This window comes from Brevundimonas sp. TWP3-1-2b1, assembly GCF_049896165.1.
GTDB lineage: Bacteria > Pseudomonadota > Alphaproteobacteria > Caulobacterales > Caulobacteraceae > Brevundimonas > Brevundimonas subvibrioides_B.
In genome coordinates, this window is record NZ_JAFCTT010000007.1 from 34,651 (window position 1) to 49,705 (window position 15,055).

The 15,055-nt window shown below is 66.3% G+C and carries 15 protein-coding genes; all 15 read left to right on the plus strand.

The genetic code is table 11. The features are described from left to right. Positions 1-68 precede the first annotated feature (68 nt). The 15 genes from nuoH to proS all read left to right on the plus strand — a co-directional run bounded on the left by nuoH (position 69) and on the right by proS (position 14,899). Positions 69-1,139 carry an NADH-quinone oxidoreductase subunit NuoH gene (gene nuoH / locus ACP7AB_RS08220; RefSeq protein ID WP_425989840.1) on the plus strand — a complete coding sequence of 357 codons (1,071 nt, stop codon included), beginning with the start codon at positions 69-71 and terminating at the stop codon, positions 1,137-1,139. Beyond that, positions 1,136-1,354 (plus strand): hypothetical protein, encoded by a 219-nt coding sequence (locus ACP7AB_RS08225; RefSeq protein ID WP_425989842.1) that lies wholly within the window; start codon positions 1,136-1,138, stop codon positions 1,352-1,354. Before nuoH ends, ACP7AB_RS08225 begins: the two co-directional genes overlap by 4 nt. Continuing rightward, positions 1,351-1,842, plus strand: coding sequence for an NADH-quinone oxidoreductase subunit NuoI (gene nuoI / locus ACP7AB_RS08230; protein WP_425989844.1), 492 nt, complete (start codon positions 1,351-1,353; stop codon positions 1,840-1,842). The genes ACP7AB_RS08225 and nuoI overlap by 4 nt, the downstream gene beginning before the upstream one ends. Positions 1,843-1,905: 63 nt before the next feature. After that, complete coding sequence (locus ACP7AB_RS08235) at positions 1,906-2,532, plus strand: NADH-quinone oxidoreductase subunit J (RefSeq protein WP_425989845.1); 627 nt, start codon at positions 1,906-1,908, stop codon at positions 2,530-2,532. Beyond that, a complete protein-coding gene (gene nuoK, locus ACP7AB_RS08240) occupies positions 2,532-2,840 on the plus strand; it encodes an NADH-quinone oxidoreductase subunit NuoK (protein WP_303694284.1) in 309 nt (102 codons plus the stop codon). Before ACP7AB_RS08235 ends, nuoK begins: the two co-directional genes overlap by 1 nt. A 169-nt stretch (positions 2,841-3,009) precedes the next feature. Next, entirely contained in the window at positions 3,010-5,115 is a 2,106-nt protein-coding gene (gene nuoL, locus ACP7AB_RS08245) for an NADH-quinone oxidoreductase subunit L (protein ID WP_425989848.1), read from the plus strand. Positions 5,116-5,118: 3 nt separating this feature from the next. Continuing rightward, positions 5,119-6,606 carry an NADH-quinone oxidoreductase subunit M gene (locus ACP7AB_RS08250; protein WP_425989850.1) on the plus strand — a complete coding sequence of 496 codons (1,488 nt, stop codon included), beginning with the start codon at positions 5,119-5,121 and terminating at the stop codon, positions 6,604-6,606. Positions 6,607-6,613: 7 nt separating this feature from the next. After that, positions 6,614-8,059: an NADH-quinone oxidoreductase subunit NuoN gene (gene nuoN, locus ACP7AB_RS08255; protein WP_425989852.1), complete on the plus strand. Its 1,446-nt coding sequence runs from the start codon at positions 6,614-6,616 to the stop codon at positions 8,057-8,059. Positions 8,060-8,212: 153 nt separating this feature from the next. Further along, positions 8,213-8,974, plus strand: a complete 762-nt coding sequence (locus ACP7AB_RS08260) for a biotin--[acetyl-CoA-carboxylase] ligase (protein WP_425990133.1) — start codon at positions 8,213-8,215, stop codon at positions 8,972-8,974. Further along, positions 8,971-9,753: a type III pantothenate kinase gene (locus ACP7AB_RS08265; protein ID WP_303694486.1), complete on the plus strand. Its 783-nt coding sequence runs from the start codon at positions 8,971-8,973 to the stop codon at positions 9,751-9,753. The genes ACP7AB_RS08260 and ACP7AB_RS08265 overlap by 4 nt, the downstream gene beginning before the upstream one ends. Next, the gene (locus ACP7AB_RS08270) at positions 9,750-11,435 is read left to right on the plus strand and encodes a ribonuclease J (RefSeq protein ID WP_425989854.1); all 1,686 of its coding nucleotides are present in this window, start codon (positions 9,750-9,752) and stop codon (positions 11,433-11,435) included. The genes ACP7AB_RS08265 and ACP7AB_RS08270 overlap by 4 nt, the downstream gene beginning before the upstream one ends. 78 nt (positions 11,436-11,513) lie before the next feature. Further along, entirely contained in the window at positions 11,514-12,647 is a 1,134-nt protein-coding gene (locus ACP7AB_RS08275) for a patatin-like phospholipase family protein (protein ID WP_425989856.1), read from the plus strand. A 49-nt stretch (positions 12,648-12,696) separates the two neighbouring features. Beyond that, the gene (gene mce, locus ACP7AB_RS08280; RefSeq protein WP_425989858.1) at positions 12,697-13,119 is read left to right on the plus strand and encodes a methylmalonyl-CoA epimerase; all 423 of its coding nucleotides are present in this window, start codon (positions 12,697-12,699) and stop codon (positions 13,117-13,119) included. Between the two features lies 1 nt (position 13,120). Continuing rightward, complete coding sequence (locus tag ACP7AB_RS08285) at positions 13,121-13,384, plus strand: DUF1467 family protein (RefSeq protein WP_425989860.1); 264 nt, start codon at positions 13,121-13,123, stop codon at positions 13,382-13,384. Positions 13,385-13,585: 201 nt separating this feature from the next. Then, positions 13,586-14,899, plus strand: coding sequence for a proline--tRNA ligase (gene proS / locus ACP7AB_RS08290; RefSeq protein ID WP_425989861.1), 1,314 nt, complete (start codon positions 13,586-13,588; stop codon positions 14,897-14,899). Positions 14,900-15,055: the final 156 nt, after the last annotated feature.

The window sequence follows — 15,055 nt, forward strand, 5'->3', positions numbered from 1 at the left end:
TCCGCCGTCGATAGTCATCGCCCACAGCACTGGGTCCACGCCTTCGCGGGGATGAGCGGAGGTGGGAAATGACCGATAGTTTCTGGACCACGCCTGTCGGCTGGACCCTCGCCACGACCGGCGCCGTTCTGCTCGTCACCGTCGGCGTACTGATCGCGGTCGCCTTCCTGCTGCTGGCGGATCGCAAGATCTGGGCAGCCGTCATGATGCGAAAGGGCCCCAACGTCGTGGGTCCGTTCGGCCTGCTTCAGTCCTTCGCCGACATGATCAAGTTCGTCCTGAAGGAGATCGTCGTCCCGGCCGGCGCGGACAAGGTCGTCTTCCTGATGGCGCCGGTCATCACCGTGATCATGGCCTTCACCGTCTGGGCGGTGATTCCGTTCGCGCCGGGCTGGGTCATTTCGGACCTGAACGTCGGCATCCTCTACGTCTTCGCGATCAGTTCGATGGGCGTCTACGGCATCATCATGGGCGGCTGGGCTTCGAACTCGAAATACCCCTTCCTGGGCTCGCTGCGCTCCGCCGCGCAGATGGTCTCGTATGAGGTCTCCATCGGCCTGATCATCATCAACGTCATCCTGCTGGCCGGGACGATGAACCTGTCGTCCATCGTGACGTCGCAGGAAGGCTGGATCTGGAACTGGTACGCCTTCGGCGGCGGGGCCGACACCTGGCCGCTGGTCGTCGTCCTGTTCCCGATGATGATCATGTTCTTCATCTCCGCCCTCGCCGAAACCAACCGCCCGCCGTTCGACCTGCCCGAGGCTGAGTCCGAACTCGTGGCCGGCTATCAGGTCGAGTATTCGTCGACGCCCTATCTGCTGTTCATGATGGGCGAGTATGTGAACATCATCTTCATGTGCGCGATGATCTCGATCCTGTTCTTCGGCGGCTGGAACCCGGGTTTCCCGATCGACTTCACCGCCGACTGGAACCCCTTCCTGGTCAACCTGCTGCTGTTCGGTGTGCTGTTCATGAAGATCCTGTTCTGGTTCTTCATGTTCGCGATGGTGAAGACCTTCGTGCCCCGCTACCGCTACGACCAGCTGATGCGTCTGGGCTGGAAGATCTTCCTGCCGACCTCGCTGGTCGCTGTGGTCGCCGTCTCGGCCTGGCGCGTCTTCGCGGTGGGGGCATGATCCGCATGGGCCTTCTCGCCCTGACCGCATTCACTCTGGCCGGCTGTCTGCCGCCCGCCTATGAGGCCGAACCCGCCTCGGTCTATCAGTGGCAGCGTCGCCAGGATGACATCCAGCGCCGCGAGACCGAACGCGTCCGCCTGTGCGCCATCATGAACAAGGATACGGATCGCTACGAGCGCGATTGCACGCGTCCGGGAGACCCCGTCCGATGATCACCCGTATCGCCCAGGCCGCGAAGGGCGCGCTGCTGCTCGATCTGGTCGGCGCGTTCGGCCTGACCATGCGCGAGTTCTTCCGTCCCAAGAAGACGGTGAACTTCCCGTTCGAGCGCGGCCCGCAATCGCCGCGTTTCCGGGGCGAGCACGCGCTGCGTCGCTACGCCAACGGCGAGGAACGCTGCATCGCCTGCAAGCTGTGCGAGGCCATCTGCCCGGCCCAGGCCATCACGATCGAGTCCGAGCCGCGGTCTGACGGTAGTCGCCGCACGACCCGCTACGACATCGACATGGTCAAATGCATCTACTGCGGGCTGTGCGAGGAGGCCTGCCCGGTGGACGCCATCGTCCAGGGACCGAACTCGACGTTCGCGACCGAGACGCGAGAAGAACTCTACTACGACAAGGCCCGACTGCTGGATAACGGCGACCGCTGGGAACGGCAGATCGCGAAGAATCTGGAACTCGACGCCCCCTATCGCTAAACGAAGCGCGCGATTCCCTTACGGGTCGCCGCCCAACTGACTGAAAGGGGCATCGTCCCTCCCATGCTGCAAGGCATAGCCTTCTATCTGCTGGCGGCGACCGCCGTTCTGTCCGGCCTCCTGGTCGTGACGGCGCGCAATCCCGTGCACTCGGTCCTGTGGCTGATCCTGGCCTTCTTCTCGTCCGCGGGACTGTTCGTCCTCCTGGGCGCGGAGTTCCTGGCGATGCTGCTGGTGGTCGTCTACGTCGGCGCCGTCGCGGTGCTGTTCCTGTTCGTGGTCATGATGCTGGACGTCGACTTCGTCCGCCTGCGCGAGGGATATGCGACCTATCTGCTCCTGGCCGCGATCGTGGCGGGCATCCTGCTGGCCGAGATGATCATGATCTCGATCGTGGTGGTGCAGGGCGGGGCGGCCGCCGACGCCGTGGGCCCGGCCGTGGCGACCGCAGACGCCTCGAACGTCGAGGTCATCGGGCGGGTGCTCTATACTGACTATATCTACTTCTTCCAGGCGGCCGGGATCGTGCTGCTGATCGCCATGATCGGCGCCATCGTCCTGACCCTGCGCAAGCGGACCTCGGTCCGCCGCCAGGATCCGGGCGCCCAGACCAACCGCGACCGCAAGACCTCGGTCGAGATCAAGGGCGTCGTCACCGGCGTCGGCGTCACCGGCGAGGAACTGCGCTGATGGAAGTCACCCTGCAGCACTATCTGGCGGTGGCGGCGATGCTGTTCACCATCGGGGTCTTCGGCATTTTCGTGAACCGCAAGAACGTCATCATCATCCTGATGTCGGTCGAGCTGATCCTGCTGGCCGTGAACATCAATTTCGTCGCCTTCTCGGCCTATCTGAACGACGTGTCGGGGCAGATCATGGCCATGTTCGTCCTGACCGTGGCCGCCGCCGAGGCCGCCGTCGGCCTCGCCATCCTGGTGACCTTCTTCCGCAACCGCGGCGATATCGCGGTTGATGATGCGTCGGTGATGAAGGGGTGATGATGCAAGCCCTTCCGTGCATCCCCGCGAAGGCGGGGACCCAGATCTTTGGGCGAGCGGACATGTCCGCATTCGCTTCGACCGTAATCCCGACCGCCAGTGACTCCCAAGAGCACTGGGTCCCCGCCTGCGCGGGGATGCTCGGAAATGAACCTCAAGGGCTGACCGCGTGAGCCTCGAACTATTGGTCACCCTGGGCGTCTTAGCCCCCCTGCTCGGCGCGGCGATCGCCGGCTTCTTCGGCCGCCGCATCGGCGATATCCCGTCTCAAGCCGTCACGACCGGCCTGCTGTTCTTCTCGTGCGCCGTGGCCTGGACCGTGTTCAGCCAGTGGACCTGGGGTCATCTCGAGCCGTTCACGGTCGTCATCTCGCCCTTCATCAACGTCGGCGATTTCCAGTCGAACTGGTCGATCCGCATCGACGCCCTCTCGGCGACCATGCTGGTCGTGGTCACGACGGTGTCCTCGCTCGTGCACCTGTATTCCTGGGGCTATATGGCCGAGGACGACTCGAAGCCGCGCTTCTTCGCCTATCTGTCGCTGTTCACCTTCGCCATGCTGGCCCTGGTTACCGCCGCCGATTTCATGCAGCTGTTCTTCGGCTGGGAAGGGGTGGGCCTCGCCTCCTATCTGCTGATCGGCTTCTGGTTCAAGAAATCGACCGCCTCGGCTGCCGCCATCAAGGCCTTCGTCGTCAACCGCGTCGGCGACTTCGGCTTCGCGCTCGGCATCATCACGGTCTTCTGGATGTTCGGCACGATCCAGTTCGCCGAACTGTTCCCGATGATCGCCTCGAAGGCCGGCACGGGCTGGGAGTTCCTCGGCTACACCTGGTCGGCGCTGGATCTCGCGGGCGTGCTGCTGTTCATCGGCGCGATGGGCAAGTCGGCGCAGTTCTTCCTGCACACCTGGCTGCCCGACGCCATGGAAGGCCCGACACCCGTGTCGGCCCTGATCCACGCAGCGACCATGGTCACCGCCGGCGTCTATATGGTCTGCCTGCTCAGCCCGATCTACGAATACGCCCCGACGGCGTCGCTGATCATCGCCGTCACCGGCGCGGTCACCGCCCTGTTCGCCGCGACGGTCGGTCTGATGCAGAACGATATCAAGCGGGTGATCGCCTATTCGACCTGTTCGCAGCTGGGTTACATGTTCTTCGCGGCCGGGGTCGGAGCCTATGAGGCGTCGATGTTCCACCTGTTCACCCACGCCTTCTTCAAGGCCCTGCTGTTCCTGGGCGCCGGCTCGGTGATCCACGGCATGCATCACGAGCAGGACATGCGGAAGATGGGCGGGCTGTGGAAGCTGCTGCCCGTGACCTATGCAGTCATGATGATCGGCACGATCGCCATCACCGGCCTGGGCATCCCCGGGATCGGCGGCTTCGCCGGCTTCTATTCCAAGGACTCGATCATCGAGAGCGCCTTCGCGGCGGCGACCAGCGGCCATTCGCCGGCCGGCTATTTCGCCTTCGTCGTCGGCATCTTCGCGGCGGGCCTGACCAGCTACTATTCGTGGCGGCTGATCTTCATGACGTTCCACAACAAGCCGCAGTGGACGGAAGAGGCGCTGGCGCACGGGCATGCCGATGGTCACGACGACCATGCTTCGCACGCCCAGATCGAGACCCATTCCGAGCCGCTGCCCGATGATCACGCGCACGACGAGCACGCCCACGACGACCACGGCCACCACGGTCCGCTGAAGCCGCACGAGAGCCCGTGGATCATGCTGGTTCCGCTGATCGCCCTGTCGATCGGCGCCATCGCGGCCGGCTTCGTCTTCGCCCCGAACTTCATCGGTCACCACGAGACCGAGTTCTGGCGCGGCGCCATCTTCAACGGCCCGACCAATCACGTCCTGCACGAGAGCCATGACGTTCCGCTGTGGGTGAAGTGGTCGCCGCTGATCGTCACCCTGACCGGCGCCTTCATCGCCTTCTGGTTCTACGTGCTGAAGGAAGGTCTGCCGAAACGCATGGCCGCCAACGAGGGACCGCTGTGGAGCTTCCTCTACAACAAGTGGTATTTCGACGAGATCTACGACGTCATCTTCGTCAAGGGCGCCAAGGCGCTGGGCGACTTCTTCTGGAAGGTCGGCGACGTCAAGATCATCGACGGTCTGGGGCCGAACGGCGCCGCCTGGGCCTCGCTGAAGTCCGCCGCGCGACTGGCGAAGATCCAGTCCGGCTATGTCTATCACTATGCGTTCGTGATGCTGCTCGGCGTGGCCGGTCTGCTCGCCTTCGCCATCTACACCTGGGGCGCCTGAGTTATGGGTACGATCCCCAACATCCTGAGCGTGGTGACGTTCCTGCCGCTGGTCGGCGCGGGACTGATCCTGCTGGCCAAGCTGATGGCCAGGTCCAGTGAGGATAGCATCGCCCGCTGGGTCGCCATGATCACCACCCTGGTGGTGCTGGCTGTCTCGACCGTGCTGGTGCTGCAGTTCGACAGCGCGAACGCCGCCTACCAGTTCGTTGAGAACTACGTCTGGTTCGCGGGCGCGGGCTATCATCTGGGCGTCGACGGGGTCTCGATCCTGTTCGTCCTGCTGACCGCCTTCCTGATGCCGATCTGCATCCTGGCCAGCTGGAAGTCGGTCGAGACGCGCGTCGGCGACTACATGATCGCCTTCCTGGTGCTGGAAACCCTGGTCATCGGCGTGTTCACGTCGCTGGATCTGTTCCTGTTCTACATCTTCTTCGAGGGCACCCTCGTTCCGATGTTCATCATCATCGGCGTGTGGGGCGGGGCGAACCGGATCTACGCCGCCTACAAGTTCTTCCTCTACACCCTGCTCGGGTCCGTCCTGATGCTGCTGGCCATGCTGTGGATGGCCAACGAGGCCGGCACGACCTCGATCCCGGCGCTGAAGGAATACGCCTTCGGGCCGCAGGCCCAGTCGATCCTGTGGCTGGCCTTCTTCGCCTCCTTCGCGGTGAAGATGCCCATGTGGCCGGTGCACACCTGGCTGCCCGACGCCCACGTCCAGGCGCCGACGGCGGGCTCGGTCATCCTGGCCGGCATCCTGCTGAAGCTCGGCGGCTACGGCTTCATCCTGTTCAACGTGCCGATGTTCCCGGACGCCTCGGTGCTGTACCGGCCGCTGGTCTTCACCCTGTCGGTGATCGCCATCGCCTACACCTCGCTGGTCGCCTTCCGTCAGACCGACATCAAGAAGCTGATCGCCTATTCCTCGATCGCCCACATGGGCTTCGTGACCCTGGGCATCTTCGCCGGCAACACCCAGGGCATGCAGGGCGCCGTCTTCCAGATGCTGAGCCACGGCCTGATTTCGAGCGCGCTCTTCCTCTGCGTCGGCGTCGTCTATGACCGGATGCATACGCGTGAGATCGCCTTCTACGGCGGCCTGACCAACCGGATGCCCTGGTACGCCGCCATCTTCCTGATGTTCACCATGGCCAACGTCGGCCTGCCGGGAACCTCGGGCTTCATCGGCGAGATCCTGACCCTGACCGGGGTCTACCAGGCCTCGACCTGGGCCGCCTTCGTGGCCGCGACGGGCGTCATCCTGTCGGCGGTCTATGCCCTGACCCTGTACCGCAACGTCATGTTCGGCGAGATCACCAACCCGGCCCTGGCCACGATCAAGGACATCGACCTGCGCGAGCTGGTCATCTTCGTCCCCCTGATCGTCGGCACCATCTGGCTGGGCGTGCAGCCGGACCTGGTCCTGAACTACACCGCCGCCTCCGTCGACGCCGTCGTCAACGGTTGGCAGCTCGCGACCGGCGGGTGAGAGAATAATGCCTGACCTGTCCTACGCCCTGAACCTCGCCGCCTCTGAGCTGACGCTCGCGATCGGCGCTCTCGTCCTGCTCCTGCTCGGCGCCTTCATCGGCGAGAAGTCGGCGCGGCTGATCTCCATCCTGTCTGTGGCCCTGCTGGTCGCAGCGGCCGCCGTCGCCGCCACCGGCCCGCTGGGTCAGGCCTTCAACGGCGCCTATGTCGCCGACCCGCTGGCCATCTACGCCAAGGTCGCGATCTACATCGCCTCGGCCTTCGCCGTAGTTCTGGGCGGCGGCTGGATGCAGCGGATGAACATCGCCCGCTTCGAGTTCCCGATCCTGATCGTCCTCGCCGCCGTCGGCATGGGCATGATGGTGTCGTCCGGCGACCTCATCTCGCTCTACGTCGGGGTCGAGCTGCACTCGCTCGCCCTGTACATTCTCGCCGCCTACCACCGCGACGACCTCAAGGCGTCGGAAGCCGGCCTGAAGTATTTCGTCCTCGGCGCCCTGTCGTCGGGCCTGCTGCTGTACGGCGCGAGCCTGATCTACGGCTTCGCCGGCTCGATGCGGTTCGAGGACATCGCCGCCTATGCCGCCGCTAATCCGGGCCCGGGCCTGATCTTCGGCCTGGTCTTCCTGATCTGCGGTCTGGCGTTCAAGGTCTCGGCCGCGCCGTTCCATATGTGGACGCCCGACGTCTACGAAGGCGCGCCGACGCCGGTCGTGGCCCTGTTCGCCACGGCGCCCAAGATGGCCGCCATGGTCCTGTTCGCCCGCGCCCTGTCGGAAGGCTTCCTCGGCGCCCACGACCAGTGGGCCCAGGTCCTGATCCTGATCGCCCTGGCCAGCTTCGTGGTCGGCGCCTGGGGCGGCCTGGCCCAGAAGGACGTCCAGCGCCTGCTGGCCTACTCCTCGATCGCCAACATCGGCTACGCCGTCCTCGGCATCGCCGCCGGCACCGAACAGGGGCTGCAGGCCATGGTCATGTTCATGACCCTGTACATGATCGACACCCTGGGCTTCTTCGCCATCCTGCTGTCGCTCAGCCGGAACGGCCGTCCGATCCGCAAGATCGCCGACCTCGCAGGCCTCAAGAACGATCGTCCGTTGACGGCCCTGGCCATTACCATTCTGTCGCTGTCTGTGCTGGGCATGCCGCCGTTCGCCGGCTTCTGGGGCAAGTACTACGTCTTCGGCGCGGCCGCCTCGGCCGGCTACTGGATGGTCGCCGCTGCGGGTCTTGTGGCCTCGGTCGTGGCCGCCTTCTACTACCTGCGCATCATCAAGCTGATGTGGTTCGACGCGGCACCCGAGGGCACGGCGCCGACCGACAAGGGGCCGGTGGAAGCCCAGTGGATCGGCTGGGCCTGCGCGGCCTTCAGCTTCCCGCTGGTAATCGTCGGCCTGACCTGGCTGGAGCCCCTGACCCTTATCGCAGCCACCGGTTTCGGAGCGGGGTAGGGGCGTGAACGCCCGCCCTGTGATCCTCCCCCATCGGGGGAGGGGGACCCCGAAGGGGTGGAGGGGACCAACCCCGGACACTGCTCTCGCGGCGGCCCCCTCCGTCTCTACGCTTCGCTTCGAGCCACCTCCCCCAATGGGGGAGGATTCATGATGACGCCGCCCGTCTTGATCCTCGACGAGATCGATTCCACCAACGCCGAGGCCCGCCGCCGCGCGGAGGCTGGGGAAATCGCGAGCCAGTGGATCGTTGCGCGCCGCCAGTCTGCCGGACGCGGCCGGCGGGGCCGCGCGTGGAACAGCGACACGGGCAACCTGTTCGCCACCCTGCTGACCCTGACGCGTAAGCCGCCCGCCGAGGCCGCGCAGGTCACCTTCGTGGCCGCGCTCGCGGTCGCCGACCTGCTGGACGCCTTCGCCGTTCCGGGCGTGGTCTCGATCAAATGGCCCAACGATGTGCTGATCGCGGGCGAGAAGGCCTCGGGCATCCTGATTGAGTCCGGCGTCCATGCGTCGGGCGCCCTGTGGCTGGCCGTCGGGATCGGGGTGAACCTGGCCCATGCGCCGGAGGGGACCGAGCGTCCCGCGACCAGCCTCGCCGCCCATCTGCGCGCCGACATCGCCTATCCGCCCCCGATCGAAGCCGCCGCCACCGTCCTCGCCGAGGCCTTTGCCGTCTGGCAGGCGCGCTGGGACAGCCTGGGCTTCCAGCCGATCCTCGACGCCTGGACTGCGCGCACCGAAGGCCTGGACGGCCCCTGCGTCGCCCGGCTGGGGCATGAGACGGTCGAGGGCCATGCCGAGGGCGTGGCCGCGGACGGCGCCCTTCGCCTGCGCACCGGGGACGGGGCCCTGCGCCTCATTTCGGCGGGCGACGTCTTCTTCGGTTCGGACGCGCACGGAAGGGCCGCCTGATGCTTCTCGCCATCGAACAGGGCAACACCAACACGCTGTTCGCGGTCCATGACGGCGAAAGCTGGATCGCCCAGTGGCGCACGGCCACCGAGGCCAGCCGCACGGCTGACGAATACGCCGTCTGGCTGACGCAGCTTCTGGCCATGCGCAAGATCGACCTGGCGTCGCTTAACGGCTGCATCATCTCCAGCGTCGTGCCGCAGTCGATCTTCAACCTGCGCAACCTCGCGCGCCGCTATCTGGCGGTCGAGCCCCTGGTCATCGGCGACAATGTCGAACTGGGCATCCCGGTGCGGATCAGGAAGCCGTCGGAGGCCGGCGCCGACCGGCTGGTCAACGCCATCGGCGCGCACCTGGTCTATCCGGGCGACCTGATCGTCATCGACAGCGGCACGGCGACCACCTTCGACGTCATCGCCGCCGACGGGGCGTTCGAGGGCGGAGCCATCGCGCCCGGCATCAATCTTTCCCTGCAGGCCCTGCACGAGGCGGCCGCCATGCTGCCGCGCATCGCCATCCAGAAGCCCGACACGGTCATAGGCAAGGACACCGTGTCCAATATGCAGTCCGGCGTCTTCTGGGGCTATGTCGGCCTCATCGAGGGCATGGTCTCACGCATCAAGGCGGAGTGGGGCAAACCCATGACCGTCATCGGAACCGGAGGCGTCGCCTCCCTGTTCGAGGGGGCGACCCCATCCATCGACCGGTTCGATCCGGACCTGACCATCCGCGGCATGCTCGAAATCTGGCGCCGCAATACCCATCTGACGGACACATGACAAAACAAACCAAGGCTTCGGCCAACGACGAACTCGTCTTCCTGCCTCTAGGCGGCTCGGGCGAGGTCGGTATGAACCTGAACTGCTACGGCTACGGGCCGGAAGACAATCGCCAGTGGATGATCGTCGATGTCGGCGTGACCTTCGGCGACCTGTCGACGCCCGGCGTGGACATCATCGTCCCGGATCCGTCCTTCCTCGAGGGCGAGAACATCCGCGGCATCGTCCTGACCCACGCGCACGAGGACCATATCGGGGCCCTGCCCTGGCTGTGGAGCCGGATGAAGGCGCCTTTGTACGCCACGCCCTTCACTGCCTTCCTGATCCGCGAGAAGCTGCGCGACAACGGCGTCAGGGACGTCAAGATCATCGAAATCCCGATCGGCGGCCACGTCGACCTCGGCCCGTTCCAGGTCGATTTCGTCACCATGACCCACTCGATCGCCGAGCCGAACGGTCTGAAGATCACGACGCCCCTGGGCACGGTCTTCCACACCGGCGACTGGAAGCTGGATCCGGCCCCGGTTATCGGCCAACCGACCGACATCGCCACGATCACGAAGATGGGCGACGACGGCCTGCTGGCCATGGTCTGCGATTCCACCAACGTCTTCGTCGAGGGCGAGGCCGGGTCGGAGACGGAGGCCCAGGACGGCCTGATCGAACTGATCGGCAGCCTGAAGAAGGGCCGCATCGCCGTCGGCTGTTTCGCCTCCAACGTCGCCCGCATGGTCAGCGTCATCAAGGCGGCGGACAAGGCCGGGCGCCGCGTCGCCCTGGCCGGCCGGTCGATGCACCGCATCACCGCCGCCGCCCGCCACGTCGGCCTGTTCAATGACTCGCAGCGCATCCTGACCGAGGATGAGGCCCGTCACTGGCCGGCGGACGAGATCCTGTATCTGTGTACCGGCAGCCAGGGCGAGGACCGGGCGGCCCTGTCGCGCGTCGCCGACGGCTCGCACCCCTTCATCAAACTGGGGCTGGGCGACCACTGCATCTTCTCGTCGCGGGTCATTCCCGGCAACGAGCTGCCGATCGCCAACCTGCAGGACCGGATGGCCGATCGCGGTGTGCGTCTCTACACCGAGAAGGACCACCCCGGCATCCACGTCTCCGGCCACCCGTGCCGCGACGAGATCAAACAGATGTACGCCTGGGCCCGTCCGCGCATCTCGGTGCCGACCCACGGCATGCGCCGCCACCTGATGGAGCACGCCGCCTTCGCCCGCGATCTGGGCGTCGAGGAGACGGTGACGCCGCGAAACGGCGACCTCGTTCGTCTGGCGCCCGGCAAGGCCGTGATCATCGACGAGGTGCCGAATGGCCGCCTCTATGTCGACGGCGGCATGGTCGTCACCGAGAAGGGCGAGGCCCTGCGCGAACGCCGTCATGCCTCGACCAACGGGGTTCTGGTCGTCAGCTTCGCCATGGACAAGCGCGGCAAGATCGTCTCGGACATCGACGTCCGCGCCATCGGCCTGCCGGGCGACGAGGTCACGCCGCTGGGCGATGCCCTGGACGACCTGGCCGAGCGCGTCGAGCAGGTTGTGGGCTCATTGAAGAACGAGGCTCGCGACGACGACACGGTGGTCGAACAGGCCGTGGCGCGGGTGCTGAAGAAGGCCTCGCAACAGATCTGGGACCGCCGCCCGATCGTCGAGACGGTGATCCTGAGGCTGTAGGGCTTTCCCGCGCCGCGCGCCGCGCGTTGTCGGCAGGCGTAACCCTGTTATTCTGGCCCGCTCGGGGGAGGGCGGGCCATGATCACGCGTAGAAGCTTGGGGTTGGCGCCGGCCGCACTGTTGCCCGTCGCGGCGGCCGCGCCCGCGTCGGCGGCCCTGTTTCCGGCCCCCGTCCAGTACGGCGACGAGGCTGCGGACACCGTCTGCGTCCTCAGCGTCGACGGCGGAGGCCTGCGCGGGATCGCGGCGGCGCGGCTGTTGCAATCGATCGATGAGGTGCTGCGTCGGCGGTCCGGCACGCGGCTGGTGGACTGCTTCGACGTCTTCGCCGGGACCTCGACGGGGTCGATCATCGCCGCCGGGCTGGCGGGGTCCAAGGGTGGGGGGCTCGGCTTCGGCGACCCGGCCCGGATCGTCGACGTCTATCGCCAGCAGGCCTCGCGCATCTTCGGCATCCGGGAGGAGCGGCGCATCCGCGACCCCTCCACGCAGCGCTGGCTGAGCAGCGGGCTGGAAGGGGCGCTGAACGATGTCTTCGGCGACATGACCCTGTCGCAGGTCCCCGGGGAGCTGATCATTCCCTACTACAATATGCGCGCCGACCTCGGCCGCAGCGCGACCATCGCTCATGGCGGTCCGCCGGGCGTCGGCGATCCGCCCTGGGACAATGTGCGGGTCCGCGAGGTGGTCCAGGCCTCGTGCAGCGCCCCGACCTATTTCAATCCGATGGAGATGTCCGGCGGTCAGCAGGGCGTGGATGGCGGGGTCTTCGCCAACAACCCGGCTATGGTGGCCTGGACGGCGGTCCAGCGACGTCGGCGCGGAGCGCGGGTGGTGATGCTGTCCGTCGGCTGCGGCCACAACCGTGCGCAATACGACCAGCACGACACCTGGGGCGCGATCGAGTGGATGAACCCGACCGACGGCGTGCCCCTGATCGATGTCCTGATGCGGGGGCAGAGCGATCTGGTCGATTCCCAGATGGCCGTCGTCCTCGACCCCGACCAGACCTATTTGCGGTTCCAGTTCGCCATCGACGGCCTGTCGTCCCAGGACATGGACGACTCCAGCTCCCGGAATCTGAATGAACTGGTCGCGCTGGCCGAGGGCGAGGCGCGAAACCCCGGCACGGCGGCCTCGATCGAGCGGCTGGCGGACGCCCTGGCGACCGTTCAGGCGACGCGGTCGGCGAGGGCGGCGGTTCGACGCTGACCCCCGCCGCGCGCTTGCCCGCCGCCGGGCGAGGGGCCATAGCGGGCGGATGATCGGCAGATTGAATCACATCGGCGTCGCCACGCCCTCTATCGAGACCAGCATCGCCCTGTATCGCGACATGCTCGGCGCAGCGTCGGCCGGAGAGCCGTTCGACCTGCCGGCCCAGGGCGTGCGCGTCTGTTTCATCGACCTGCCCAACAGCCAGATTGAGCTGATCGAACCGCTGGGCGACGACAGCCCGATCCACGGCTTCCTCGCCAGGAACCCAAGGGGCGGGCAGCATCACGTCTGTTTCGAGGTCGAGGACATCCTGATCGCCCGCGATGCGCTGCGGGCCAGGGGCGCGACCCTGCTCGGCACTGGCGAACCCCGCATCGGCGCCCACGGCACCCCCATCCTGTTCCTGCACCCGAAGGACATGGGCGGGGTTCTGGTCGAGCTGATGGAAACTCCTAAGGAAGCCCACTGACATGCCCATCGGCCCGATCACCATGTTCGCCATCTACATTGTCGTCTGGTGGGTGGTTCTGTTCACCGTCCTGCCGCTGGGCACGTCCAGCGAGACGCACGAGCCGCCGACCGACGGCAGCCAGTGGGGCGCGCCGAAGACGCCGAACCTGAAGCGGAAATTCATCACCACGACCTGGGTGGCCTTCCTGCTGTGGCTGTTCGTGATGTGGCTGGTCTTCATCGGCTGGATGCCGCTTCCGGACCTGGCTCCGCCGGTTCCGTAAATCCTCTGCCGACGGGGGAGGGGGACCGCGAAGCGGCGGAGGGGGCCGACCCCAGACACCGCACTCGCCTTAAGCCCCCTCCGTCACGGCGCGAAGATGCGCCGCGCCACCTCCCCCGACGGGGGAGGATTGGCCTAGCTTTCGCCCTGTCCTCGCGTTTAAAGCTGACCACCCCTGACGCCTTCCGAATTCGAGACGCCCATGCGCCTGTCGCGCTATTTCCTGCCCACGCTGAAAGAGGCGCCCTCCGACGCCCAGATCGTCTCGCACCAGCTGATGCTGCGCGCCGGGATGATCAAACAGGAGGCCGCCGGCATCTACGCCTGGCTGCCGCTGGGTCTGCGCGTCCTGAACCGCATTGAGCAGATCGTGCGCGAGGAGCAGGAGCGGGCAGGGGCCGTCGAGCTGCTGATGCCGACGCTGCAACTGGCGGACCTGTGGCGCGAGTCGGGCCGCTACGACGCCTACGGGCCGGAGATGCTGCGCATCACGGACCGGCACGAGCGCGAGCTGCTTTACGGTCCCACCAACGAGGAGATGATCACCGACATCTTCCGCAGCTTCGTGAAGTCGTACAAATCGCTGCCGTTGAATCTTTTCCACATCCAGTGGAAATTCCGCGACGAGCGTCGGCCGCGCTTCGGCGTCATGCGGGGCCGCGAGTTCCTGATGAAGGACGCCTACTCTTTCGACATCGACGAGGCCTCGGCGCGCCGGGCCTACAACCGCATGTTCGTGGCCTATCTGAACACCTTCGCCCGCCTGGGTCTGAAGGCGGTGCCGATGCGCGCCGACACCGGTCCGATCGGCGGCGACCTGAGCCACGAGTTCATCGTTCTCGCCGACACGGGCGAGAGCCAGGTCTTCTGTGACAAGGCCTTGGTCGAGATGCCGGCGCCGGGTCCCGACGTCGACTGGAACGACCTGCAGTCCATCGTCGACGGCCGCACCTCGCTCTACGCCGCGACCGAGGAAATGCACGACGCCGCCCAGTTCGAGAGCCAGACGGCGGAGGGCGACCGCCTGACCGCGCGCGGCATCGAGGTCGGCCACATCTTCTATTTCGGCACCAAATACTCGGCCCCGATGAAGGCCAGGGTCGCGGGGCCAGACGGCGTCGATACCGATGTCCACATGGGCTCCTACGGCGTCGGGGTGTCGCGTCTTCTGGGCGCGATCATCGAGGCCAGCCATGACGATGCGGGCATCATCTGGCCGGACGCCGTGGCCCCGTTCGACGTGGTCGTGATCAACCTGCGCGCCAATGATCCATCGGTCTGCGAGGCCTGCGAGGCGGCGGTCGACGCTCTGGAGAAGGCCGGCAAGTCGGTCCTCTATGACGACACCGACGAGCGTCCGGGCGGCAAGTTCGCCACCGCCGACCTGATCGGTATCCCGTGGCAACTGGTCATCGGCCCCAAGGGCGTCGCCGAGGGCGTGGTCGAGCTCAAGCGCCGGGCGACCGGCGAGAAGTCGACCGTGCCGCTCGCTGCTGCACTGGAGGCCATCGGTTGAGTGGCCTGACCCGTCTCCTCCCCGTTCGCCGCTTGGCGGATGGGGAGGTGGATGCGAGCTCTTGCGAGCAGACGGAGGGGTTCTGCGTGCCGCAAGAACCCCTCCGTCACTACGCTTCGCTCCGTGCCACCTCCTCATGCTGCGCACGGGGAGGAG